Genomic DNA, 25,192 nt, shown 5'->3' with positions numbered 1-25,192 from the left:
GCGCCCTCAAGAGCTAAACCTATCCGTGATCGTGGATAATGCGCATCTTGCGTGACATACGTAACGAAAACGACATTCATGGTGTGGAAAGTCAAATTGCGTTATAATCCACAGCATGAGCTTCACCTCCGCCGATCGCGCCGACCTCGTCCGCCTCTTCCGCGAACGCCTGCTGACGGTCATGGCGCGCAGCGGCCTCAACCAGAGCGCCTTCGCGCAGCGCGCCGGCATCGACCGCTCAACCCTGTCGCAGATCCTCTCACCCGCGAACGACCGGCTGCCGCGGCTCGAGTCGGTCGCCGCCATCGCGCGGCTCGGACAGGTCTCGCTCGATTGGCTGCTGGGCTTGCGCGAGGTGGAGGAGACCGAGCCCGGCCTGATCAGCGAGGCGCTGAGCTTCGAGCGCGACGCGCTGTCGCCGGTGGACGAGCGGCTGATGAGCTGGCTGGACGAGGCGGCCGGCTACAAGATTCGCCACGTGCCGGTGACCTTCCCCGACGTGCTGAAGACCGAGGCGGTGATCGAATACGAGTATGCCCGCTTCCTTGCCCTCACCCCGCAGCGCCGCATCGAAATCACCCAGTCCAGGCTCGATTATCTGCGGCGGCCGGAGACGGACATGGAGGCGGCCATGCCCGCGCAGGTGATGGAAACCTTCGCGCGTGGCGAGGGCCGCTGGCGCGGCATTCCCGCCGAGACGCGCCGTGCCCAGATCGACCACCTGATCACGCTCTGCGAGGAGCTGTATCCGCGCTTCCGCTGGTTCCTCTTCGACGGCCGGGCGCTTTATGCGGCGCCCATCACCCTCTACGGGCCGATCCGCGCTGCGCTCTATATCGGCCAATCCTTCCTGGTTCTGCATCAGCGGGAGCATATCCGCGCCCTGATCGGCCATTTCGACCAGTTGCTGCGGGCTGCGGAAATCGGGCCGCGGGAAATGCCCGATCACCTCCGCCGCCTGCGGCCCCTCTGCGTCTGAGGCTTCACCCGGCGTCGGCGCGATGCGGAACGCGGGACCACCTGCCCTGGCAAGCCGCTGCATACCGAAGCTTCATTTTTATTCCGTAAGAAATACATCTGTCGCGCAAGAAGGCCTTGCGTCGATCTTCGGCTGACATCGCCCCCGGGGGATCACACGCATGACGAACCCGCTTCTCATGACGGTCGCGGAGGTCTCCGCCCTCATCGAGCAGGACCACGTCCTCCTGCTGGCAGGCAGCGAGGCGCTGCTGGCATCCCTGCCGGCCGGACGATGGGTCGGCGGCACGGCAGCCTATTTCATGACAGAAGCCGGCGGCACGCCGTGCGACGACCGCATCTTCGTCAACGACCTGACGCCGGTCGTGGCCTCCGGCCATGTCCGCTCCTACAACGCCCGGGAGTTGCGAGACATCGGCCAACATTATTCCAGCCACGGCTTCACCGCCCTGATCGTGCCGGGGCTCTCCCCCCTCCTCGAGGACTTCGCCCGCAATGTCCGGAGCTATCCCGGCGTCTTCCAGTCCCCGCTCTTCGGCTGGGTCTCCGGCGTCGGCCTGGACCAGATCGGCAAACGCACACCCAAGAGCTTCGCGGGCTCCGGCACCGCTCATGCCGACCGCGCCGCCGCCCTGCACGTGACCCTGCCGCCGAACAAGCGCGGCCGGCTCGACACCATCAACCTGTTCGAGCCGGGGGACGGACCGGTGCTGACCTTCCCGGTGGAAGGTTTCGAGACGGTAGAGGATGATTGCCTGATCGACGGCAAGCCCGGCAATCTGGCGGCCTACATCAACGCCGCCGGCATCGACATCCAGCTGCCCCTGGTCGCCGACTACAACGGCGCACTGATCAACGTGTCGATCCGGTCGATCGACGACATTGAATGCTCGGTCGAATTCTTCGCGCCGGTCTTCAAAGAGGTCGAGTACCGCTTTGCCCGCCCGGTGGACAACTACATGGCCCGCTTCGAGCAGAAGCTGGAGGGCCTGCAGGGAACGTCGATCACGCTCTCCTGCAATTGCATCCTCAACTATCTCTATGCCGAGCTGGAAGGAAAGCAGACCGGGCCCATCACCGGGCCGATCAGCTTCGGCGAAATCGCCCACATGCTGCTGAACCAGACGCTGGTTTATCTGTCCGTCACCGACGCTTGAACGGCACAGCGCGGGCGGGCACGGCGGTTAACCGCCGCACCCGGCTTGTTCTTCAGCTCATCCAATTGCCGCCGTCGACGTTCAGCGTCTGGCAGCAGATGTAATCGGCGTCGGAACTCGCGAGGAAGACGGCAGCGCCCGTCATGTCCTCGGGGAAGCCCATGCGGCCATAGGGGACGGCCGCACCCACCTGGCGCTTCTTCTCGCCGAGCGGCAGGTTCTCGTATTTGGCGAAGGCCGCATCCACCACGTCCCACATCGGCGTGTCGACGACGCCCGGCGCGATGGCATTGACGTTGATGCCGTATTTGATGAGCGCGAGGCCCGCGCTCTGCGTCAGGCTGATCACGGCGGCCTTCGAGGCGCAGTAGACGGTGACCAGAGCCTCCCCCCGGCGGCCGGCCTGGGAGGAGAAGTTAACGATCTTGCCGCCCTCGCCCTGCGCCACCATCTGGCGCGCCACCGCCTGCAGCGTGAAGAGCAGGCCTTCGACGTTGACGGCAAACTGCTTCGCGTAGCTCTCGCGCGTCACCTCCAGCAGCGGCGCCATCTCGAAGATGCCGGCGTTGTTGACCAGGATGTCAATCCGGCCCATGCGCTCTACGACCGTCGCCACCATGGCGTCGATCGAGGCCTGCTTGGTGACGTCGAGCCCGACGCCGATGGCGCCCGACCCGATCGCAGCCGCCACCGTCTCCGCTTCCGCCCCGTTGATGTCCGCCACCACAACGCGCGCGCCTTCGGCGGCATAGCGGGTGGCGATGGCGCGGCCGATGCCGCGCGCGCCCCCGGTGATGACGGCAACTTTGTTTTCCAGCCTCATTTCACAGCTCCAAAGGTCAAGCCACTGACGAGCTGCTTCTGGCTGATCCAGCCGAAGATGAGAATAGGCGCGATCGCCAGAACCGATGCCGCGGAAAGCTTGGCCCAGAAGAGGCCCTGCGGCGCGGAGAAGCTGGCGATGAAGGCGGTGAGCGGCGCCGCGTGATGCGCGGTGAGGTTCAGGCTCCAGAACGCCTCGTTCCAGCAGAGGATAATGCCGAGCAGGCCAGTGGAAGCGATGCCCGGCATGACGAGGGGCAGCAGCACATGCACCAGCACCTGGCGCAGATTGGCGCCGTCGATGCGGCTTGCTTCGATGATGTCCTTCGGCAGATCACGAAAGAAGGTGTAGAGCATCCAGACCGCGATCGGCAGGTTGCTCAGCATGTTGATGACGATCAGCGCGGTCTTGCTGTCGAGCAGGCCGGCATCCCGGCACAGCAGGTAGATCGGCACCAGCACGCCGACAGCCGGCAGCATCTTGGTCGACAGCATCCAGAGCAGCAGGCCGCGCGTGCGGTGCGAGGGGTAGAAGGCCATGGCGAAGGCCGCCGGCACGCCCACGATCAGCGACAGCAGCGTGGCGCCCACCGAGATCGCGACGCTGTTCCAGGCGAAGAGAAGGTAGTTCGCTTCCTGGAAGATGTCCCGGTAATTGACCAGCGTGGGCATGAAGAAGAGGACGGGCGGTGTCTGCACCGCCTGCACCTCGGTCTTGAAGCTCGCCAGCACCATCCAGGCGATGGGGAAGAACATGACGAGGGCGGAGATCCAGGCAATAGTGCCGGCGATCGGGCTGCCCTTCTTGGCCACTCCGTAGCTCATACCTCGAGCCTCTTTGCGACGCTCCGCGTGAGAAAAGCGGAGACGATATTGGCGAGAATGATGGCGATGACACCGGCAGCCGAAGCCCCACCCACGTTAAAGGCGAGCAGTGCGCGCTGGTAGATCAGGAAGGTCAGGTTCGTCGTCGCGAAGCCCGGGCCGCCACCGGTGGTGACATAGATTTCCGCGAAGATGCCGAGCAGGAAGATCATCTCGATCATGATGGTGACGGAGATGGCACGCGCCATGTGCGGCAGCTGGATCGAGAAGAAGATGTCGAAGGGCGATGCGCCGTCCAGCCGCGCGGCTTCAAGCTGCTCCTCATCCATCGATTGCAGGGCGGTGAAGAGAATGAGGAAGGCGTAGGGCAGCCACTCCCAGCAGAGGATCATCATCACCGACCCCAGCGGGAAGACGCTGAACCAGGCGACAGGCTGCAGCCCCAGCATGCGGAAGATGGCGGCGAAGAGGCCGTTCACCGGATCGAGCAGCAAATTCTTCCAGACCAGTGCGCTGACCGTCGGCATGACGAAGAAGGGCGAGATCATCAGCACGCGGGCAATGCCCTGGCCGCGGAAGGGCTGGTTGAAGATCGCGGCGAGCACCGCACCGAGACAGACGGTGATGACGATGACGCCGACGACGATGACCACCGACACCAGCAGGGAATGGGCGAGCGCCGGATCGCGGAAGAGAAACTTGAAGTTCTTGAATCCAGCCCAGCCGTGAATCATCGGGTTGAGCAGGTTGTAGCGCCGGAAGGAGAAATACAGCGTCATCGCCAGCGGCACGATCATCCAGATCAGCAGCAGGACGACCGAGGGGGCGAGCAGCGGCAGGGTGTTGACGCCGCCACCCGGGCCGCGGCCCTTGGCGCGCCCGGCGCGGGCCCCTCTCCCACTCAATGAGGTGGCACTCATGACGATCCTTTCCGAAGCTGCGGCACGCCTGCGCGGTTCGCGCAGCACGCTGCCGCTCTAGACAGTTGGGCGGCCCGGCGACACGTCACCGGACCGCCCCCCGTTTCACCTCAGACGCGGCTCACTGCGTGTAGCCGGCCTGCTCCATGGTGGAAGAGACGGAGGACTGCGCTTCCTTGAGCGCGCCATCCACCGTCTGCTGGCCGGTGAGGGCCGCCGCGACGAGCTGGCCGACCGTCGTGCCGATCGCCTGGAATTCCGGGATCGAGACGTACTGGATGCCGGTATAGGGCACCGGGTCCTTGGTCGGGTGGTCAAGATCGGCGGTCAGGATCGCCGTCTTCACCGCGCCGGCGAAGGGCGCAGCCTTCAGATACTCCGGGTTGTCATAGGTGGAGAGGCGGGTGCCCGGCGGCAGGGTGGTCCAACCGTCCTTCTCGCCCACCAGATTGATGTAGTCCTTCGACGTAGCCCAGGCCATGAAGTCCTTCGCGACCGCGACGTTCTTCGAGGTGGAGGGGATGGCGAGCGCCCAGGCCCAGAACCAATGCGAGCCGTTCGGCGTCACATCCACCGGGGCGGCGGTGAAGGCGGTCTTGTCGTACACCTGGCTGCTGTTCTTGTCGTAGATCAGGCCGGCGCCCGAGGTCGCGTCCACCCACATGGCGCAATGGCCGGTGGAGAAGAGCGCCTGGTTCTCGTTGAAGCCGTTGGAGCTGGCGCCCGGCGGGCCATAGTCACGCAGCAGGTGCACGTAGAAGGTCAGCGCATCGTGCCACGGCTTGGTGTCGATCTGGGTCTGCCAGTCCTTGTTGAACCACTCGCCACCATAGGTGTTCACGAGCGTGTCGAAGAAGGCCATGTTCTCGCCCCAGCCCGGCTTGCCGCGGAGGCAGATGCCGTACTGCTGCTTCGCCTTGTCGGTGAGCTTGGCCGCGAACTGGTCGATCTGCGCCCAGGTCGGGTTGGAGGGCATGGTCAGCCCGGCCTGCTGGAACAGGTCCTTGCGATAATAGGTGAAGGAGCTCTCGGCGTAGAAGGGCAGCGCATAGAGCTTGCCGCCCTGGCTCAGCGCCTGGCGGACGGATTCGAAGACGTCGTTGTAGTCATAGCCGGAAATGTCGCCAACGGGGGCGAGCCAGCCCTGCTTGCCCCAGATCGGGGTCTCGTAGGAACCGAGCGTCACGATATCGAACTGGCCGCCATGGGTCGCGATGTCGGTCGTCACGCGCTGGCGCAGCACGTTCTCTTCCAGCACCACCCAGTTGATGTGATTGCCGGTCTTCTGCTCCCAGATCGACGACAGCTTCTGCATCGCGACCATCTGCGAGTTGTTCACGGTCGCGATGGTAATGGTCGTCGCATGGGCGGCGAGGCAGGTGCCGGCCATAAAGGCAGCCGTAAAGGCCGCGATCGCTCTTAGACGCATTTCCTGTTCCCTTGGTTCGTGTCCATTGCCGGCATCGCCCTTGACCGAGCGTATGCCCATCCCGCGAGCAGAACATCAAGACATTGCGGCACTGTCAAGAGCCAAGGCGCTGACATCGCCTCCGCCCTCACTCGGCGAGCAGGGCTTGTGCCGTCACTTCGTCGGTGATGAGGCCCTGGATCATGCGGCCGCGCATGGCGGCGCGAATGGCCGCCACCTTCTGCAGGCCGAAGGCGGCGCCGACGCGGAGCGCACTCGTCTGCAGCGCGAGGTTCCAGACACCCGCTACGCGCTCGTTGACGGGACCGCCCAGAAGCTGGCCTTCCGCATTGAAGGACCAGCCGCAGATCTCGCCCACTGCGCCGTCTTCGATGAGAGAGGTGAGTTCGACGTCGGAGACGCAACCGTCATTGTGCAGTGCACATTTCCAGTCGACCGAGCCCACACCCACCAGCAGGCAACGCGCCTGCGGCAGCAGCTCCCGCATCGTCTGATAGGGCTGTTGCTTTTGCAACACGTCGCGCTCCTCCACCGTCGCAGCGATCACCGGACAGGGAAGAGAGAAGCATTGGGCACCGGAGAGCTCAGCGATTCGCAGGACGGGGTCGAGAGCGATGGCGCGGCCCATGGGCAGGATGCTGCCGCAGAGGGAGAAGATTTTGTGTTGCGGTGCAGCAACGGGCGATAATTCGTTGGCGATGGCGCGCAAGCTGCGGCCAGTACCGAGGCCGAGCACGACGGGCGTCCGCTGGCTCAGCCACTTCTCGACGAACTGGGCGCCGGCGATGGCGATGGAGCCGAGGGTCGCGGCATTGCTGCCCATGGTGGGCACCACTTCGCACAGGGAGAGATCGTAGCGCCGCGCGAGCGCATCCCCTGCCTCCATACAGGGACCGACTTCATGATCGAAGCGAAATTTGATCAGTCGTTCGGTCAGCGCCAGCGAGATCAGCCGCTGCGCCGCCTGGCGGGAGATATTGAGTTGTCCTGCCACTTCGTCCTGCGTGCGTCGACCTACATAGTAGAGCCAGGCCGCACGCGCTGCCTGTTCGAGCCGCAATCCCTGCCGGGATCGCGTATCCGCCGTCGTCTTGTCGCCCATGGAACGCCCCACCCTTGGATGCCATCGCACCCTTTAGGCGAAGTATTGTTCGCTTAACGGGCAATTGCCAAGCCCATTCCGATGCACCTCTCATTCCGGTGCGGGGGCCGGCGGATCAAGCCAGGGCCAGCCGCCGCGGCCCGGCCGATCGAAGCGCAGCCGCACCCCGCCCTGCCCGATCCAGACGGCCGCCGCTCCTCCGGCGGCGACCGCCGCGCGGTCGATCACGGGGAGGCCTGCACAGCCGGGGCCGGCGCGGAACTGCCAAGGCGCTAGCGCGACGATGAGGGCGATGCCGCGGCAGGCCGCGGGCGGTGCAGCGGCGCGCCACAGCAGCACGCCGCCGGGAGCGAGGCAGCCGTCGGCGGTGCAGATGACGCCGCCGCTCTTGCCGCCGGCCGGGGGGAAACCCCGCACCGGGCGGCCAGCCCAGAAGCGCGCCCATTCGCCAAGGGTGAAGGCATCGGGCCGCTGCGCGTCGAGAAAGACGGCATCCTGCCCGCGGACGGCGACCATCCTGAAGTCGGCCGAGACCAGCACCGCCGGCGAAGCGCCGAGCCAGAGGGGCAGCAGCAGGCCCAGGAGCAACGGCACGAGGCCGAGTAGCCGCGTCCGGCTCTGCCACAGGCAGAGCCAGACGATTCCGAAGGCGACGAGGCCGATCGCGATGCCGGGCATGGCGCCGAGAGCAAGATCGGCCGCGGGCAGCGCCGCCGCCCCCCGTGCGATGGCGAGGATGGCGGCGGTACCCCAGCCCATCGGCACCAGCGCGAGCGCATCGAGATGCAGCGGCATCAGCGCATAGGCGGCGAGCCCCCAGGGCAGGACCCAGAAGGCCGTGAGCGGCACCGCCAGCATGTTCGACGGGATCGAATAGAGTTCCAGATGGCCGAAATGATAGGCAACGAAGGGCGCCGTCGCGAGAGAGGCGAGAATGCTCGTCACCGTGACGAGGGCGAAATCCCGCAGGAAGAAGCCGAGCAGGCCGGGGCGATGCGCAAGTGCGGCCATCCGCCGCGCACGTAGCGCCTCATAGCCCGCGATCAGCACCATGACGGCCGCGAAGCTCATCTGGAAGCTCACCCCGGCCAAGGCTTCCGGCTGCAGAAGCAAGATCAGCACGGCGGCCAAGGCGAGGCTGCGCATCGAAATGGCCCGCCGGCCGACGAGCAGGCCGAAGGTCACCAGCGCCGCCATGGCGAAGCTGCGCAGAATGGGCAGATGCATGCCGGTCATCAGCATATAGAATCCGCCGACGGCGAGCGCCGCGCAGGCGGCGATCTCCCGGATCGGCAGGCGCAGAGCCGCCCAGCTCCAGCAGGCGAGCGCCAGTCGGCACGCGGAGAAGACGGTGGTCATGACGATGCCGATGTGCAGGCCGGCGACCGCGAGGATGTGGGACAGGCCGGAGACTGAGAAGGCGTCGCGATCGGCATAGGGCATGGCCGAGCGAATGCCGGTCAGCAGCGTTGCCGCAACCGCGCCGGCGGTGCCCGGAATGGCGGCGAGGATGCGCGCGGCCACCGCCTCCCGCATATGCTGCAGGAAGCCCGCCGGCCCCGTCGCGCGAGGTGCGGCGAGCACGTGGACAGGGCCGAGGGCGAAGCCGATGCCGCCCAGGCCCTGAAAGAAGGCGTCCCGCCGCTGATCCCAGCCACCTGGATAGCTCGGCGCATAGGGGGGCCGCACCAGGGCACGCAGGGCCAGGCGCGTGCCGGGCGCGAGCGGCCGCTGGTCCTTGTCCCGCAACCGCACGCGAAAGCGCCAGGGCAGCACCGGCCCATCCTCCAGACTCAAAGCGCCGAGCAGCACCCGCCGTCCTTGCGGCAGCGGATCGACGGCTGCGACCGTGCCTTCCAGCATGACGGCGCGGCGCGGCAGAACCGGCCAGGCGGGCCGCGCATGGGTGCGCAGATCGGCCGCGAGGAAGCCCAGCACTAGGGCCAGCAGGCAGAGCGCCACGGCGCGGCCATGCAGGCTGCGGCGGGCAAGGAAGAGGCCGGGGACAGCGAGCGCGAGCCCGGCCCAGCCAAACCCGATCGGGGGCAGGCGGGGCAGGCCGAAGAAGATCAGATTGCCCACCCCCATGAAGACGGCGAGCCAGGGCAGAAAACGGCCGTGCTCCGCCGCCTCCCAGTGCTCAAAATGGGCCAGGAGGCGGGCGCCGAGACGCAGACGGACCCGCGAGGCGAAGGGGGCCGCCCCTCGCTCTGCGAGAGTTTCAGCCATGGCGGAAATGCTCTAAGCAGCCGGCATGACCGACACGCCCCGCATCCGCACCCGCTTCGCCCCGAGCCCCACCGGTTTGCTGCACATCGGCGGCGCCCGCACGGCCCTCTTCAACTTCCTCTTTGCCCGCCATCATGGCGGCGAATTCCTGCTGCGCATCGAAGATACCGACCGCGCACGCTCCACCGCGGAAGCGACGCAGGTGATCCTGGACGGTCTCGCCTGGCTCGGCCTCACCGCGGACGCACCGCCCGTCTATCAGACGAGCCGCGAGGCGCGGCACCGCGAGGTGGCGCTGGCCATGCTGGAGCAGGGCAATGCCTATCGCTGCTTCGCGACCAAGGAGGAGTTGGACCAGATGCGCGCCGAGGCGCAGGCCGCCGGCCGGCCGCCGCGCTATGATGGGCGCTGGCGCGACCGCGTGCCGGGCCCGGAGCAGGAGGGCAAGCCCTTCGTCATCCGTCTCCGCGCGCCGCGCGAGGGCGTGACCGAGGTCGAGGACCTGGTGCAGGGCACCGTGCGTGTCGCCAACAGCGAACTCGACGACATGATCATCCTGCGCAGCGATGGCACGCCGACCTATCTGCATGCGGTGGTGGTGGACGACCACGACATGGGCATCACCCACGTCATCCGCGGCGACGACCATCTGACCAATACTTTCCGGCAGACGCAGATCTATCACGCCATGGGCTGGGAGACGCCGCACTTCGCCCATATCCCGCTGATCCATGGCGCCGACGGTGCCAAGCTTTCGAAGCGCCACGGCGCGGTCAGCGTTCTGGAATTCGAGCGCGAGGGCTTCCTGCCGGAGGCCCTCTGCAACTACCTGCTGCGCCTTGGCTGGGGCCATGGCGACGCGGAAATCCTCAGCCGGGATGAGGCGATCGCGCTCTTCGACCTGGACGGCGTGGGCCGTGCCGCGAGCCGGATGGATTACGCCAAGCTGACCCATCTCAACGGCGTCTGGCTGCGGCAGGCGGATGACGCGCGGCTGGCGGAGGACGTCATCCGTCGGCTTTCCGAAAATCGCGACCTGACGCTGGACGAGACGGCGCGCGGCCGCATCCTGACGCTGATGCCGGCCCTGAAGGAGCGGGCGAAGACGCTGGTGGAACTGGCTCAGGCCGCTGCCTTCCTGGCGCGCCCCCTGCCCCTGCCCTTCGAGCCCAAGGCCGAAGCCCAGCTGACCCCGGAGGCGCGGGAGATGCTGGCGGCGCTGGCGGAGATGCTCGCCGAGACCGAATTCACCACGGAAGGTGTGGATGCCGCGCTGCGGGCCTTCGCCGAGGCGCAGGGTAAGAAGCTCGGCCAGGTGGCGCAGCCGCTGCGCGCGGCGCTGACCGGCAGCACGACGAGCCCGCCGATCGACGCGACGCTCGCCGCCCTCGGCCGCACCGAGGCGCTGGCGCGCATCGCCGCCGTCAGCCAGGTCTGAGGAAAGAGGACGCCGATGCGCCACCTGCTCGCGATCGAAGGCCTGTCGCCGCTCGTCATTGGGGACCTGCTCAACCTCGCCGAGAGCTATGCGCTGCTCAACCGCTCCGGCAAGACGCAGCGCGACCGGCTGCGCGGGCGCACCCTGATCAACCTCTTCTTCGAGGACAGCACGCGCACGCGCACCAGCTTCGAACTGGCGGGCAAGCGCCTGGGCGCCGACGTCATCAACATGTCGGTCTCCACCTCCTCGGTGAAGAAGGGGGAGACGCTGCTCGACACTGCAGCGACGCTGAACGCTATGCAGTGCGACCTGCTGGTGGTGCGGCACGACCAGTCCGGCGCGCCGAACCTGCTGGCACAGAAGGTGGAAGCGGCCGTCATCAACGCGGGCGACGGGATGCACGAGCACCCGACCCAGGCGCTGCTCGATGCGCTGACCATCCGCCGGCATCGCGGCAAGCTGGAAGGCCTCACCATCGCCATCTGCGGTGACGTGGCGCATAGCCGCGTCGCCCGCTCCAACATCCACCTGCTCAACGCCATGGGCGCACATGTCCGCGTGGTCGGCCCGCCGACGCTGATGCCGAACAGCATCGCGGCGCTGGGCGTCACGGTGTTTCACGACATGCCGGCTGGACTTGCGGGTGCGGACGTGATCATGATGTTACGATTGCAGAAAGAACGTATGTCCCGCAACCTGGTTCCGAGCGCGCGCGAATATTTCCGCTTCTTCGGCCTCGACGCGCAGGCGCTGGCGGCCGCGAAGCCGGATGCCCTGGTGATGCATCCCGGGCCGATGAACCGCGGCGTCGAAATCGACAGCGCCGTCGCCGACGACCCCGACCACAGCGTGATCCGCGAGCAGGTGGAGATGGGTGTTGCCGTGCGCATGGCGGTGCTCGACATGCTGTCCCGACCGCCGGCAGCCCCACTCGGAGGGCGCCACTGATGGACGGCATGATGACGACGGCGCTGCGCGACACGGTGATTGCCGGCGCCCGGGTGATCGACCCCGCGAACGGCCATGACGCGATCGCCGACGTGCTGATCCAGCGGGGGCGCATCGCCGATATCGGCCGCGGCCAGGGCCGGCCCGAGGGTGCGGAGACGGTGGACGGGCAGGACGCGGTGCTGTGCCCTGGCCTGGTCGACATGCGCGTCGAACTCGGCGAGCCGGGGCGGGAATATCGCGAGACGGTGAAGTCCGTGGCACGGGCCGCCGCGGCCAGCGGCATCACCAGCCTCTGCGCCCTGCCCGATTCGAAGCCCGCGACGGACGATCCGGCCCTGGTGCGCGCGCTGATCGCCCGCGGCGAAGAGACCGGCAGCCTGTCCATCCTGCCCTATGGTGCGGTGACACGCGGCTGCGGCGGTGAGCAGATGGCCGAGCTTGGCCTGCTGCGCGAAGCCGGCGCCGTCGGCTTCAGTGAAGGCGGACGCACCATTGGCCCGGCACGGCTGATGCGCCTCGTCCTCTCCTATACCCGCGCCTTCGGCGGCATCGTGGTGCAGCACCCGGAGGAACCGTCGCTCTCCGAGGGCGGCTGCGCGACCGAAGGCGAACTCGCGACCCGTCTCGGCCTGCCGGCCATCCCGGCGGCGGCCGAAGCAATCCAGGTGGCGCAGGACATCGCGCTCGCCCGCATCACCGAGGGCCGGCTGCACTTCGCCCATGTCTCGACGGCGGAAGCCCTGGCGCTGATCCGCGCCGCCAAGGCCGAGGGCCTCGCCGTCACCTGCGATACCGCCCCGCCCTATTTCGACCTCAACGAAATCGCCATCGGCGAATTCCGCACCTATGCCAAGCTCTCCCCGCCGCTGCGGACGGAGGTCGACCGGCAGGCGGTGGTGGCCGCTCTCGCCGATGGCACGATCGATGCCGTGGCCTCCGACCATCAGCCGCGCGATGCCGATGACAAGCGCCTGCCCTTCGCCCTTGCCTCCGCCGGGGGCGCCGGGCTCGCGACGCTGCTGCCGATCACGCTCGCCCAGGTGCAGAGCGGCCAGATTAGCCTCATGCGCGCGATCGCCTTGCTGACGGCGGGGCCGGCGCGGGTCCTCGGCGTGGAAGCCGGTCGGATTGCGCGCGGCGCGGCCGCCGATCTCTGCCTCTTCCATCCCGACCGGGCTTGGAAGATCGAGGCCGGGAAGCTGCCCGGCAAGTCGCAGAACACGCCCTTCGACGGCCGTGCCGTGGAGGGCCGTGTCCTTGGAACATGGAAAGCCGGCCGGAGGGTCTTCGGATGAACCACGTGCCGCCGCTTGCCTGCCTTCTCGGCTATCTCCTGGGCAGCATTCCCTTCGGGCTCATCCTGACGCGCCTCGGCGGCGCCGGTGACATCCGCAAGATCGGCTCGGGCAATATCGGCGCCACCAACGTGCTGCGCACGGGGCGGAAGGGCTTGGCCGCCGCTACCCTTCTGCTCGATGGGCTGAAGGGCGCGGCCGCCGTGCTGATCGCCGCCAATCTGTGGGGCGGGACGGACGGCCATGCCGGGCTTTGGGCCGGCTTCTTCGCCGTTCTCGGCCACATGTTCCCGGTCTGGCTGGGCTTCCGTGGCGGCAAGGGGGTGGCGACCGGCCTGGGTGTCGCGCTGGCCGCCTGTTGGCCCGAAGGCGCCCTGATGTGCCTCATCTGGCTCGCCGGCGCCAAGCTCACCAAAATCTCCTCGGCCTCGGCGCTGGCCGCCTTCGTCGCCTCGCCCTTCCTCGCCTGGATCTTCGCAGGGCCCGCGCATGCGCTGCTGGCATTGGCCGTCACGCTGCTGGTCCTCGCCCGCCACCACGCCAATATCCGCCGGCTGCTGACCGGCACGGAACCCCGGATCGGCGCCGCATGACCGCGCCCCCCTCCGATCTCGCGGCACATCTGCGGCTCGCGCGCACGGAGGGGGTGGGACCGGTCGGCTATCGCAGGCTGCTGCAACGGTTCGGCTCGCCCCAGGCGGCGCTGGCGGCCCTGCCCGACCTCGCCCGCGCGGCTGGCCGCAGCCGCCTGCCTCTGCCGAGCCCGGGCGAGATCGAGGACGAGATCGCCGCCACCCACCGGCTCGGCGGCCGTTTCCTGATGCCGCACATGGCAGACTATCCGGTGCTGCTCGCCCGTATCTCCGATCCGCCGCCGGCGCTCGCCGTGCTCGGCAACCCCGCCTGCCTCAGCGGCCGGGCCGCAGGGGTCGTGGGCAGCCGCAACGCCTCCTCCAACGGCCGCCACATCGCGGCCGATATCGCGGCCGGTCTGGCGGTCGCCGGCATCACCGTCGTCTCCGGCATGGCCCGCGGCATCGACGCGGCCGCTCATGAGGCGGCGCTGCAAACCGCCGGAGGGGTGACGGTCGCGGCCGTCGCCGGCGGCCTCGACAGGCCCTACCCGCTCCACCATGCCGCCCTTCAGACCCAGATCGCCGAGCGCGGCGCGGTGGTGACGGAAGCACCCCTCGGCACCGAGCCCCAGGCCCGGCACTTCCCCCGCCGCAACCGGGTGATCGCCGGCCTCGCCCTCGGGATCGTCGTGGTCGAGGCGGCCCGGCAATCGGGCAGTCTGATCACCGCGCGCCTCGCTCTCGAAAACGGGCGGGAGGTCTTCGCCGTGCCAGGCTCGCCCCTCGACCCGCGCACCCAGGGATCGAATGATCTCATCCGTCAGGGGGCGGCATTGGTGGAGAACGCCGCCGACGTGCTTGCACTTTTGCCCGAAGGCAGCACGGATCTCCTCTCGATGAGCGCGGACAGCCGGGATGCGGAGACGGTTCGGGAGGAGCCGCCGGCGAGCCCCGAGGCCGTGGAGCGGGCACGCCACACCCTGTTGCCGCTATTGAGCTTCGCGCCGACATCGGTTGACGATCTGCTCCGACGCTGCCAGTTCACGGAGAGAGCCGCCCTCGTGGCCGCCTTGCTGGAGCTTGAACTCGGTGGCTTCGTCGAGTCCCTGCCCGGCAATCGGGTCGCCCTGCTCGCCGCGTAGGGGTGGATTGGCGCCTAGTTCAGGATCAGCATGTCGGACGTCGTCGTCGTCGAATCACCCGCCAAAGCCAAGACGATCAACAAGTATCTGGGCGATGGCTATACCGTGCTCGCGAGCTTCGGCCATGTCCGTGACCTGCCGCCGAAGGACGGCAGCGTGCGCCCGGATCAGGACTTCGCGATGGACTGGGAGGCCGACGAGCGCGGCAGCCGCCAGGTCTCGGCCATCGCCAAGGCGATCAAATCCGGCACGACCCTCTATCTCGCGACCGACCCGGACCGTGAGGGCGAGGCGATCTCCTGGCACGTGCGTGCCATGCTGGAAGACCGCCGGGCGCTGAAGAACGTCACGGTTCGCCGCGTCACCTTCAACGAGATCACCCGCAACGCTGTCGCTGCCGCCATGAAGGCGCCGCGCGAGCTGGACCAGCCGCTGATCGAGGCCTATCTCGCCCGCCGCGCGCTCGATTACCTGGTGGGCTTCACCCTCTCCCCCGTGCTGTGGCGGAAGCTGCCCGGCAGCCGCAGCGCCGGCCGCGTGCAGTCCGTCGCTCTCCGCCTGGTCTGCGAGCGCGAGGCCGAGATCGAAGCTTTCCGGGCGCGTGAATATTGGACGATCGAGGCGCTGCTGACGACGCCGGGCGGCGCCCCCTTCACCGCACGCCTCACCCATCTCAAGGGAAAGAAGCTCGATCAGTTCGACCTGCCGAACCAGGCGGCGGCGGAAGCCGCCCGCGCCGCCGTGCAGGCCGGCGACTTTGCGGTCGCCTCCATCGAGCGGAAGCGCGTGCGGCGCAATCCGATGCCGCCCTTCACCACCTCCACCTTGCAGCAGGAGGCGAGCCGCAAGCTCGGCTTCGGCGCGCAGCAGACGATGCGCATCGCGCAGCAGTTATATGAGGGCGTGGACCTGGGCGGCGAGACGGTCGGTCTCATCACCTATATGCGGACCGACGGCGTGCAGATGGCGCGCGAGGCGATCACCGCCATCCGCGGCCATGTGAAGGAGGCTTTCGGCGCCGACTATCTGCCGGCGGCGCCGCGCGAATACTCCACCCGCGCCAAGAACGCCCAGGAGGCGCACGAGGCCGTCCGCCCGACCGACGTGAGCCGCCAGCCGGACCGGGTGGCGCGCTATCTGAGCCAGGACCAGGCGCGTCTCTACGAGCTGATCTGGAAGCGGGCCGTCGCCTCCCAGATGACCCAGGCGGAGTTCGACCAGGTCGTGGTCGACATGAAGGACGCGGCCGGGGACACGCTGCGCGCCAATGGCTCCCTGCTCGCCTTCGACGGCTTCCTGAAGCTCTATCGCGAGGACCGCGACGACCAGGCGGAGGAGGACGACGAGAGCCGCGTGCTACCGCCGATGAGCGAGGGCGACCCACTGGCGCAGCGCGAGGTGAAGGCCAGCCAGCATTTCACCCAGCCGCCGCCGCGCTACACCGAGGCCTCACTGGTGAAGAAGATGGAGGAACTCGGCATCGGCCGCCCCTCCACCTATGCCTCTACCCTCTCCGTGCTGCGCGACCGCAACTACGTGAAGCTGGAGCAGAAGCGGCTGATCCCAGAGGATCGCGGCCGGCTGGTCACCGCCTTCCTCTCGAGCTTCTTCAATCGCTACGTGGATTACGGCTTCACCGCCAATCTCGAGGAGAAGCTGGACGAGATTTCCGACGGCCGGGCCGACTGGCGTGCCGTGATGCGCGCCTTCTGGCACGACTTCTCGGAAGCCGTGGACCAGACGAAGGACCTCAAGATCTCCGACGTCATCAACGCGCTGGACGAGGATCTCGGCCGCCACTTCTTCCCACCGACGGCGGATGGCAGCGATCCGCGCCTCTGCCCGGCCTGTGGCACGGGGCGCCTCGGCCTGAAGCTCGGGCGGCATGGCAGTTTCATCGGCTGCTCCAACTACCCGACCTGCCAATACACGCGCCGCCTCGCCGTCTCCGGCGGCGAAGAGGGTGAGGAGACGCTCAAGGAGGGCATGCGCGTCCTCGGCCAGGACCCGGAGACCGGCGAGGACGTGACGGTGCGGCGCGGGCCCTACGGCCTTTATGTGCAGCTCGGCGAGCCGCCGGCGCCCTCCCCCGAGGATAAGAAGGCCAAGAAGGAGAAGCCCAAGCGCATGTCCCTGCCGCGGGGCGTGGACGGCGAGAGCATCACGCTGGATCAGGCGCTTGGCCTGCTCAGCCTGCCGCGCCTCATCGGCCTGCACCCCGAGACGGGCGAGCCAATGGAAGCCGCGATTGGTCGCTTCGGCCCTTACATCAAGATGGGCTCGGTCTATGCGTCGCTGGACCGGGACGACGACGTGCTGACGGTGGGGGCCAACCGCGCCGTCGATCTGCTGGCCAAGAAGCTCGCCAGCGTCCGCAGCCTCGGCGCCCATCCCAAGGATGGCGAGGGCATTCTGGTGAAGAAGGGGCGCTTCGGCCCCTATGCCCAGCACGGCAAGATGGTGGCGAACCTGCCGCGCAATGTCTCAATGGACGACATCACACTGGATGAGGCGGTCGCGCTCCTGGCCGAGAAAGGCAAGGAGCTGAAGCCCAAGGGGGCTGCCGCCCGGGGCAAGGCCACGAAGGGCGGCAAGGCCGTGAAATCCGCCGAGACTGCGGCGCCGAAGCCGAAGAAGGCTGCCCCCAAGAAGGCCACGGCGAAGAAGCCTGCCGCCGCGAAGAAGCCGGCGTCCCGCAAGACGACGGCCAAACCCGCGAGCGAGGCGGCCGAATGATGGCGACCTCTTGACCAAGACCGCCCGCAAGAAGCCGAAAGCGAAGCGGGAGCCGCAGGCGCCCGCGCCCTCCCGCCCCTTTCCCTCCCGCGAGCAGATCCGCGAGTTCCTGGGCCAGAGCACCGGCCGCATGGGCAAGCGGGAGCTGCTGCGCGCCTTCGGCCTCGGGCCGGAGCATCACGTCGCCATGCGCCAGGTGCTGAAGGACATGGCGCAGAAGGGAGAGCTGGCGCCGGCCGGGCACAAGCGCTTCACCGCGCCCTCCGGCCCCGTGGTGCCGCGCATGCCCGACCGGGGCGTGCCGCATCACCCTGCCCCCGCGCGCTTCACCGGCCGGCGGCCGCAGGGCCGGCTGCCGGATGCCATCATCGTCGAGATCACCGGCATCGATACCGAAGGAGATGCGATCGGTCGCCCCGCCGAATGGCGCGGCGACGGTCCGGCGCCCACCATCTTCATGCAACCCGAGGGACGCGGCCAGGCCGCGCTCGCTCCCGGCCAGCGCGTGCTGGCGCGCATCCGCCCCATCGGCAGCGCGCATGGGGCACGGAAATACGAAGGCCGCACGCTGCGCCGAATCGAGGGCACGCCCGGCCGTGTCATCGGCATCTTCCGCAAGCGCGGCAGCCTCATGCGCATCGAGCCCACCGACAAGAAGGTGAAGGCCGAATGGGTGGTGCCGCCGGGCGAGAACGCCGGCGCCGAAGACGGCGAGATCGTGCGCGGCGAGCCGCTGCCCATGGGCGGCCTCGGCCTCAAGCCCGCCCGCGTGGTGGAGCGTCTCGGTGACGCCTCCAGCGCCCGCGCCGTCAGCCTGCTGGTCATCGCAACGCTCGACATTCCCGACGCCTTCACCTCCGAAGTGCTGGCGGAGGCCGAACGGGCCCGCGGCGTCGGCCCTGACGGACGAGAGGATCTGCGGCAGATCCCGCTCGTCACCATCGACGGCGCCGATGCGCGGGACTTCGACGATGCCGTCTTCGCCGAGCCGGAGGGCGATGGCTACCGCCTGCTCGTCGCCATCGCCGATGTCTCGCATTACGTGAAGACCGGCAGCGCGCTCGACCGCTCCGCCCGCGACCGCGGCAACTCGGTCTATTTCCCCGACCGCGTCGTGCCGATGCTGCCGGAAGCCCTTTCCAACGGCTGGTGCAGCCTGCGGCCGAACGAGGATCGCGCCTGCCTTTTTGCCGAGATGCGCATCGGCGCGGACGGGCGGAAGATCTCCCACCGCTTCGGCCGCGGCCTGATGCGCTCGGCCGCCCGGCTGACCTATGAGGAGGTGCAGGAGGCGCGCGATACGGGCCGGGAGACGCCGGGCCTGCCACTCGCCGATCTCTATGGCGCCTTTTCCAAGCTTCTCGGCGCGCGGCGGCAGCGCGGCACGCTCGACCTCGACCTGCCGGAATGGAAGGTGGCATTGGACGCGGAGGGGCGGGTTGCGAGCGTCACAAAGCGCCAACGGCTCGACAGCCACCGGCTGATCGAAGAATTCATGGTGCTGGCCAACATCGCGGCGGCCGAAGAACTGGAACGTCTGCACCGCCCCGTCGTCTATCGCGTCCACGCGCCGCCCTCGGAGATTAAACTCGAGGGCTTGCGCACCTATCTGCACGGCATGAGCATTTCTCTGCCGCCCGGCGACCAGATCCATCCGCGGGACCTCGATGCGGTGCTCGCCCGCGTCGCCGGCACCGAGGAGGCACCGCTCGTCAACGATGCGGTGCTGCGCAGCCAGTCCCAGGCGGAATACAGCCCGGAGAACATCGGCCATTTCGGCCTGGCATTGACCCGCTACGCCCATTTCACGAGCCCAATTCGCCGCTACGCGGATTTGCTTGTCCACCGCTCCCTGATCGCAGGCCTGGACCTCGGCCAGGATGGGTTGCGGGCCGAGGAGGCCGCCCATCTGGAAGACATCTGCGCGCACATCACGGCGACCGAGCGGCGCGCGGCCCAGGCCGAGCGCGACGCCATCGACCGCTACATGGCCGCCTTCATGGCAGACAAGGTCGGCTGCATATTTGATGCGCGGATTTCCGGTGTGACGCGTTTCGGTCTCTTCGTTACTTTGCTGGACACGGGCGCCAGCGGAATGATTCCCCTGAGCGGCCTCCCCGATGATTTCTGGATGCACGACGAAGCAACCCAAAGCCTGAGCGGCAAGCGCAGCCGGATGGTCTTTCATCTGGCGCAGACCGTGTCGGTACGGCTGGCCGAAGCGCGGCCGGTGACCGGGGGGCTGCTGTTCCAGATTCTCGGCAGCCCCGGCCGCGCGGAGCGCCCCGGCCCTCAGGCGCGAGGCGGCGGCAAAAAGCCCCGTATGCGCCGGCAGTGACGCGACGCGCCTTTCTCTGCCTCCTGTTCCTCAGCCTGCCTTTTCGGGCGGAAGCTCAAAGCAACTGGAACCAGGCCCTGGCGGGTAGCGTCTATGGCGCGGCCTTCGCCTTCATGCAGCCGCGAACCCTCGCCCCCATTCCCATGGCGGACCTCACGCTCTGGGGCCTGCGCGGATTGACCGCGCTCGACCCTTCCGTCGCTCCGGCGATGACCGCGCATCAGATCACGCTCTATAGCCGCGGGCAGCCGGCGCTCAGCCTGCCGCTGCCGAAAGGCGAGGATGCGACTGCCTGGGGCGCGCTCGCGGCGCTCCTCTGTAACCGGGCGACGGCGCTCTCCCCGGCCGTGGCCGCCGCCGGCACCGGCGGCATCGTGACGAGCTTCTTCGACGAGTTGTTCAATCACCTCGATCCCTATTCGCGTTATGTCGCGCCCGATTCGCAGACGACGGACATCCCGCCCGCGGATCCCGGCCTCAGCCTGCGCAACCAGGGCCGACACGTCGTGGTGGAGAGCGTGACGCCAGGCGGCCCCGCGGACCGCGCCGGCATCCGCCCCGGCGACCGCGTGCTCGCGATCGACGGGGTGGCGACGCGGGGGGAGGACCTCTACACCCTGAACGGCGCGCTGACCGGGGCCGAGGGATCCCAGGTTTCGCTGCGCGTCGAACCGCGGCGCGGGCGGGTGCGTAACCTGTCGATGATCCGCACCGCGGCGACCCCTGCCACCGTCTTCTCGCAGCAGCAGGGGTCGAACCTGCTCATCCAGATCACCGGTTTCGACCCCGGCACGGCCGCCGCCTTCCAGGCGCAGCTCGCCGCCGGCCTCGCCGCGTCGCCCCCGCCCTCCGGCCTCATCCTCGACCTGCGGGGCAATCGCGGCGGGTTGCTGGAGCAGGCGGTGACGGTTGCCGACAGCCTCATCCCGCGCGGCACGATCGCCCAGGCCGTCGGGCGCGACCCGGAAGCCGACCAGCTATGGCGCGCGACGGGCCAGAACCTGTCCGGCGCGCTGCCGGTCGCCGTGCTGGTGGACGGGCGCACCGCGAGTGCCGCGGAGGTGCTGTCGGCCGCCATCGCCGACGACGGGCGCGGCGTCGTCATCGGCAGCGCCACCTTCGGCAAGGGTTTGGTGCAGGCGGCGACGCAGCTGCCGGACGGCGGCCATCTTCTGGTGACCTGGGCCCGGCTTCTCGCCCCGCTCGGCTGGCCGCTGCAGGGGCTCGGGGTGCTGCCGCAAGTCTGCACCAGCGGGGATGCGACCGCGGTCGAGAGCCAGTTGCAGGCGCTCTCCGCCGGGCAGCAGCCCCTGGCGCCTGCGCTGCAGGCCGAGCGCGCGGCCCGGCCGGGCATCACCCTGCCGCAGATCCTGCAACTGCGCGACGCCTGCCCCGCCGCCCTCGGCTCCTCGCTCGACCTGCAGGCGGCGCAGTTCCTGCTCTCGACGCCGCCCGCCTATCAGGCAGCGCTCATCCGGCCCTGAGCCTCACACTGGCACATGCCGGCGCGTGGGCGAGCCGAGTTCGAGGATGGGCCCGGCCGGCACCACCCCCGTCGGGTTGATCATGTCATGGCTCTGGTAATAGTGGCCTTTGATGTGTTGGAAATTCACCGTCGCGGCGACAGCGGGCGCCTGGTAGAGGGCGCGGGTATAGTCCCAGAGTTCGGGATAGTCCGCGAGCCGGCGCAGGTTGCACTTGAAGTGGCCGACATAGACCGAATCGAAGCGGATGAGCGTGGTGAAGAGCCGCCAATCGGCTTCCGTCACCAGATCGCCGCACAGAAAGGCGCGGGTTGTCAGCCGCTCCTCCAGCCAGTCCAGGGTTTCGAAGAGCGGGAAGACGCCCTCCTCATAAGCCTCCTGGCTGGTGGCGAAGCCCGCCTTGTACACTCCGTTGTTCACCGTGTCGTAGATGCGGCTGTTGAGCGCGTCGATCTCGGCCCGCAGCGCCTCGGGGTAGTAATCACCCGGCCGCGCGCCGAGACCGTCGAAGGCATGGCCCAGCATGCGGATGATCTCGGCGCTTTCGTTGCTGACGATGGTGCGGCGCTGGCTGTCCCACAACACGGGCACGGTGACGCGGCCGGAGAAGCGGGGATCGGCCCGGCAATAGACATCGAAGAGGGTCGCCGCCCCCTCCGGATCGGCGACCACCCCGGGCGCGGGATCGAAGGTCCAGCCGCGCTCACGCATCACCCAGTTGACGACGGAGACGGGGATCATCTCTTCCAGCCCCTTGAGGGCGCGGAAGATCAGGGTGCGATGCGCCCAGGGGCAAGCAAGCGAGACATAGAGGCGGTAGCGCCCGGCCTCCGCCGGGAAGCCGCCCTCTCCGCTCGGGCCCGGGCTGCCGTCCGGCGTGACCCAGTTGCGGAAGCGCGTGACCGTGCGCTGGAAGCGCCCGCCATGGGACTTCGTGTCGTACCAGCCGGTATGCCAGACGCCGTCTTCCGCATAGCCCATCGCCCTGCTCCTTCCGTTCGCGCATCGTCGCAGACTTGGCCTGCCCCGGCGCCGGAGGCAAGCGCGATAGGGAACCGCCCCCGGCAAACTCGGGTGTTGCACCGCGCGCGGGATGGCGATAAACGACCGCTAACGCCGGCATAGCTCAGGGGTAGAGCAACTGATTCGTAATCAGTAGGTCGTAGGTTCAATTCCCACTGCCGGCACCATTTTCAAAATTCCGCCTGACCTGTTGACGTTTGAACGGCGCGTGGCTTCGTGTCGGCACCTTGCGGGTTTCCGCCACATTCCTCTGGTCTTCGGCATGCGCACGCCCGCAGGCGTGCCGCAACAGATCATGAGGCATTCATGCGCCGTCAGTTTCTGGCTCTTCTTCCCTTGGCTCTGGCCGGCTGTGTCGTCACTCCCGTCGCGCCGCCACCCAACCCCTTTCCGCCGCCGCCACCGCCGCGCGTCGAGGTAATCCCTCCGCCACCACGTCCCTATCTCGTGTGGGAGCCGGGGCACTGGCACTGGAACGGCGCGACCTATGTATGGATCGGCGGACATTACATCGAACGGGTCGCGGGCCGGCGCTGGCAGCCGCCGCACTGGGCTTGGAGAGGTGGCAATTGGGTTTGGATCCCAGGCCACTGGGTGTGAAGCGTCTCACTACTTTCTGACTGCGGGTCTCTTCGCACGCCACCGCGTGCGAAGAGCGCAGCGGCTACTGCTCGAACGGCAGGACGCCGCCGATGCGTGCGGCGAGGCGCGCCGTCTCCGCCTCCGTCTCCTGCTCGTCCTCGGCCAGCCGGCATTCATCCGCGTCATCGCCGAGGCAGACCGGGCAGCGCCTCGGCGCGCCCCCGCCCCATCCGTCCTTCCAAGTGTCACAATGCCAGCAGACCATGGTCGGCACCCCGAGGTGAAGCAGCCTGTGCTTCTGCACGGTTGAGCTTGCGCGCGCCTTACGGCGACGTTCTGCATCCGCCCCGCTTGACGGGCCGCATTTTCGCGCCCACGGTCGCCGCTGGGAGAAACGAACATGGCGCGCATCGAAATCAACATTCGCGGGCTTTTCGCGACGCCCGTGGCCGCCGTCGAACTGCCGGACGCGGAGGCGCGCAATGCGGAGCTCCGCCGTATTATCCTCGAGCACCGCGCGGCCCATCCCTCCGTCCAGGCGTCCAATGCGGGCGGCTGGCATTCGGATCGCGGCTTCGCCGAGTGGGGTGGCCCGCGGGCTGCAGAAGTGCTCGCCGCCGCGCGCCAGGTCGCCAACCGCATGACGGCGGATCGCCACGGGCAGCCGGTGACGCCCGCCTGGGTGACGCAGGCCTGGGCCAACGTCAACGGGCCGGGAGACGCCAATATCTGTCACTACCATCCGGGCAGCTTCTGGTCTGGCACCTATTACGTGGATGACGGTGGCTGTGCGGAGGACCCGTCGCTCGGAGGAGAGTTCGAGATGATCGATCCCCGTGGACCAGGCCCGGGCATGTATGCGCCGGGGCTGAAATTCGCCGGGGAAGACGGCGCCTCTGTCGGCTCTGGTGAGACCATCCGGCCCCGCCCCGGCCTTCTCTTTCTCTTTCCCTCCTGGCTCTTCCACCAGGTGCGGCCCTATCGCGGCCAGGCGCTGCGCATCTCCATCGCCTTCAACCTTGCCCTGGCCCAGCCCGTCGGCATCGGCGCCTAAGTTTCGACCTGCAGGATCGCTGTTCGATGGACATTCTCCGCCCCGCCTCCCGCCGCCAACAAGAAATCGTCGGTCTCGTGCGCGAAAAGGGCCGTGTTTCGGTCGAAGACCTGGTTGCACGCTTTGGCGTGACACCGCAGACCATCCGGCGTGACCTCAACGATCTCTCCGAAGCGCGGCTGATTACCCGCACCCATGGCGGCGCGGTCGTCGCTTCGGGCGTCGAAAACCTCGCCTACGAGGCGCGCAAGCTGGTCGCGCAATCGAACAAGCGCCGCATCGGCGAAGCCGCAGCCAAGCTCATTCCCGACCACTCCTCGCTCTTCATCAATCTTGGCACGACGACGGAAGAGGTGGCGCAAGCGCTGGTCGGACATACCGGGCTGCTCGTCATTACCAACAACATCAACGTTGCCAACCTGCTCTATCGCAATAGCTCGATCAACGTGGTGATCGCGGGCGGCACCATCCGGCCCACCGACGGCGGCGTGGTGGGGCAGATGGCGGCGGATGCCATACGCCAGTTCAAGGTGGATCTCGCCATCATCGGCACTTCGGCAATCGACGAAGACGGCACCCTTCTGGATTACGATGTGCGCGAAGTGCAAGTTTCGCGCGCCATAATCGAAAATGCGCGCCAGGTGGTGCTGGTCACCGATCAGACCAAGTTCAGCCGTCGCGCGCCGGTGCGGATCGCCCGGCTGGACGAGATTCATACGCTGGTGACCGATAAAGTTCCTTCGAAAATGACTGAAATTTTCCAAAGACTTGGAATCCAGATCATCGAGACCGGCGGAGAATGGGAGGAAGAAGCCGACTGAACTCTCGGCGCGCGCGATTTTCGTATTGTGCGCGCTTTGATCGCTTGCGCTTTCGGAAATTTCGTGTTTAGGTCCCTTCAAGAGCGCAGGCCACATGCGCTTCGGGAGACGAAACGCCGGTGAACACGGACTCTGCATCGCAGATCTACGACCTTGCCGTGATTGGCGGTGGCGTGAACGGCTGCGGCATCGCGCGGGACGCGACGGGTCGGGGCTGGCGCGTCTTCCTCTGCGAGCAGCGGGACCTCGCCTCGGGCACCTCCTCCGCCTCCACCAAGCTCATCCATG

General features: G+C 67.9%; 22 protein-coding genes and 1 tRNA gene. 15 read left to right on the top strand and 8 right to left on the bottom strand.

Annotation, left to right across the window (positions count from 1 at the left end; all coding sequences use genetic code 11):
- Positions 1-115: 115 nt before the first annotated feature.
- Together ACYQ6W_RS19085 and ACYQ6W_RS19080 are read left to right on the top strand one after the other, a co-directional pair.
- Entirely contained in the window at positions 116-979 is an 864-nt protein-coding gene (locus ACYQ6W_RS19085) for a helix-turn-helix domain-containing protein (RefSeq protein ID WP_459677558.1), read from the top strand.
- Positions 980-1,139: 160 nt separating this feature from the next.
- Positions 1,140-2,135, top strand: a complete 996-nt coding sequence (locus ACYQ6W_RS19080) for a DUF6976 family protein (RefSeq protein WP_459677557.1) — start codon at positions 1,140-1,142, stop codon at positions 2,133-2,135.
- Between the two features lie 52 nt (positions 2,136-2,187).
- On the opposite strand, the gene ACYQ6W_RS19075 is transcribed toward ACYQ6W_RS19080, so the two are convergent.
- From ACYQ6W_RS19075 to ACYQ6W_RS19050, 6 genes are all read right to left on the bottom strand, one after another.
- Positions 2,188-2,958: an L-iditol 2-dehydrogenase gene (locus tag ACYQ6W_RS19075; protein WP_459677556.1), complete on the bottom strand. Its 771-nt coding sequence runs from the start codon at positions 2,956-2,958 to the stop codon at positions 2,188-2,190.
- Positions 2,955-3,782, bottom strand: coding sequence for a carbohydrate ABC transporter permease (locus tag ACYQ6W_RS19070; protein ID WP_459677555.1), 828 nt, complete (start codon positions 3,780-3,782; stop codon positions 2,955-2,957). Before ACYQ6W_RS19070 ends, ACYQ6W_RS19075 begins: the two co-directional genes overlap by 4 nt.
- Positions 3,779-4,702 (bottom strand): carbohydrate ABC transporter permease, encoded by a 924-nt coding sequence (locus tag ACYQ6W_RS19065; RefSeq protein ID WP_459677554.1) that lies wholly within the window; start codon positions 4,700-4,702, stop codon positions 3,779-3,781. Before ACYQ6W_RS19065 ends, ACYQ6W_RS19070 begins: the two co-directional genes overlap by 4 nt.
- 121 nt (positions 4,703-4,823) lie before the next feature.
- Complete coding sequence (locus tag ACYQ6W_RS19060) at positions 4,824-6,131, bottom strand: ABC transporter substrate-binding protein (RefSeq protein ID WP_459677553.1); 1,308 nt, start codon at positions 6,129-6,131, stop codon at positions 4,824-4,826.
- A 127-nt stretch (positions 6,132-6,258) separates the two neighbouring features.
- Complete coding sequence (locus ACYQ6W_RS19055; protein ID WP_459677551.1) at positions 6,259-7,233, bottom strand: sugar-binding transcriptional regulator; 975 nt, start codon at positions 7,231-7,233, stop codon at positions 6,259-6,261.
- A gap of 90 nt (positions 7,234-7,323) precedes the next feature.
- On the bottom strand, positions 7,324-9,462 hold the full coding sequence (locus ACYQ6W_RS19050) for a ComEC/Rec2 family competence protein (RefSeq protein WP_459677550.1): 2,139 nt from the start codon (positions 9,460-9,462) through the stop codon (positions 7,324-7,326).
- Between the two features lie 25 nt (positions 9,463-9,487).
- Between ACYQ6W_RS19050 and gltX the strand changes: the two genes are divergently transcribed.
- From gltX to ACYQ6W_RS19010, 8 genes are read left to right on the top strand one after another with little or no spacing between them, the layout of a single operon-like run.
- Positions 9,488-10,900, top strand: a complete 1,413-nt coding sequence (gene gltX, locus ACYQ6W_RS19045) for a glutamate--tRNA ligase (RefSeq protein WP_459677548.1) — start codon at positions 9,488-9,490, stop codon at positions 10,898-10,900.
- 15 nt (positions 10,901-10,915) lie between these two features.
- Positions 10,916-11,851, top strand: a complete 936-nt coding sequence (locus ACYQ6W_RS19040; protein WP_459677547.1) for an aspartate carbamoyltransferase catalytic subunit — start codon at positions 10,916-10,918, stop codon at positions 11,849-11,851.
- Positions 11,851-13,149 (top strand): dihydroorotase, encoded by a 1,299-nt coding sequence (locus tag ACYQ6W_RS19035; protein WP_459677545.1) that lies wholly within the window; start codon positions 11,851-11,853, stop codon positions 13,147-13,149. The genes ACYQ6W_RS19040 and ACYQ6W_RS19035 overlap by 1 nt, the downstream gene beginning before the upstream one ends.
- Positions 13,146-13,742, top strand: a complete 597-nt coding sequence (plsY, locus tag ACYQ6W_RS19030) for a glycerol-3-phosphate 1-O-acyltransferase PlsY (RefSeq protein WP_459677544.1) — start codon at positions 13,146-13,148, stop codon at positions 13,740-13,742. The genes ACYQ6W_RS19035 and plsY overlap by 4 nt, the downstream gene beginning before the upstream one ends.
- Positions 13,739-14,866, top strand: a complete 1,128-nt coding sequence (dprA, locus tag ACYQ6W_RS19025) for a DNA-processing protein DprA (protein ID WP_459677543.1) — start codon at positions 13,739-13,741, stop codon at positions 14,864-14,866. The genes plsY and dprA overlap by 4 nt, the downstream gene beginning before the upstream one ends.
- 30 nt (positions 14,867-14,896) lie before the next feature.
- Positions 14,897-17,602, top strand: coding sequence for a type I DNA topoisomerase (gene topA / locus ACYQ6W_RS19020; protein WP_459677542.1), 2,706 nt, complete (start codon positions 14,897-14,899; stop codon positions 17,600-17,602).
- Between the two features lie 10 nt (positions 17,603-17,612).
- Entirely contained in the window at positions 17,613-19,940 is a 2,328-nt protein-coding gene (gene rnr / locus ACYQ6W_RS19015) for a ribonuclease R (RefSeq protein WP_459677541.1), read from the top strand.
- A complete protein-coding gene (locus ACYQ6W_RS19010; RefSeq protein WP_459677540.1) occupies positions 19,937-21,424 on the top strand; it encodes a S41 family peptidase in 1,488 nt (495 codons plus the stop codon). The genes rnr and ACYQ6W_RS19010 overlap by 4 nt, the downstream gene beginning before the upstream one ends.
- Before the next feature lie 3 nt (positions 21,425-21,427).
- Here the strand turns inward: ACYQ6W_RS19010 and ACYQ6W_RS19005 are convergent, their stop codons facing one another.
- Entirely contained in the window at positions 21,428-22,405 is a 978-nt protein-coding gene (locus ACYQ6W_RS19005) for a glutathione S-transferase family protein (RefSeq protein ID WP_459677539.1), read from the bottom strand.
- Positions 22,406-22,539: 134 nt separating this feature from the next.
- On the opposite strand from ACYQ6W_RS19005, the gene ACYQ6W_RS19000 reads away from it, so the two are divergent.
- Together ACYQ6W_RS19000 and ACYQ6W_RS18995 are read left to right on the top strand one after the other, a co-directional pair.
- Positions 22,540-22,614: transfer RNA gene (locus ACYQ6W_RS19000), tRNA-Thr, on the top strand.
- A gap of 139 nt (positions 22,615-22,753) precedes the next feature.
- Positions 22,754-23,047 carry a YXWGXW repeat-containing protein gene (locus tag ACYQ6W_RS18995; RefSeq protein ID WP_459677538.1) on the top strand — a complete coding sequence of 98 codons (294 nt, stop codon included), beginning with the start codon at positions 22,754-22,756 and terminating at the stop codon, positions 23,045-23,047.
- Between the two features lie 64 nt (positions 23,048-23,111).
- Here ACYQ6W_RS18995 and ACYQ6W_RS18990 read toward each other — a convergent pair whose 3' ends face one another.
- On the bottom strand, positions 23,112-23,333 hold the full coding sequence (locus tag ACYQ6W_RS18990) for a hypothetical protein (protein ID WP_459677536.1): 222 nt from the start codon (positions 23,331-23,333) through the stop codon (positions 23,112-23,114).
- Positions 23,334-23,429: 96 nt separating this feature from the next.
- On the opposite strand from ACYQ6W_RS18990, the gene ACYQ6W_RS18985 reads away from it, so the two are divergent.
- From ACYQ6W_RS18985 to ACYQ6W_RS18975, 3 genes are all read left to right on the top strand, one after another.
- Positions 23,430-24,083, top strand: coding sequence for a TIGR02466 family protein (locus tag ACYQ6W_RS18985; protein WP_459677535.1), 654 nt, complete (start codon positions 23,430-23,432; stop codon positions 24,081-24,083).
- A gap of 26 nt (positions 24,084-24,109) precedes the next feature.
- Positions 24,110-24,904, top strand: a complete 795-nt coding sequence (locus tag ACYQ6W_RS18980; protein ID WP_459677534.1) for a DeoR/GlpR family DNA-binding transcription regulator — start codon at positions 24,110-24,112, stop codon at positions 24,902-24,904.
- Positions 24,905-25,023: 119 nt separating this feature from the next.
- A partial coding sequence (locus ACYQ6W_RS18975; RefSeq protein ID WP_459677653.1) for an FAD-dependent oxidoreductase occupies positions 25,024-25,192 on the top strand: 169 nt, incomplete at its 3' end.

Source organism: Acidisoma sp. 7E03 (assembly GCF_054665075.1).
The sequence above is the reverse complement of the archived record's forward strand: the minus strand, read 5'-3'. Positions and strand labels throughout refer to the sequence as shown.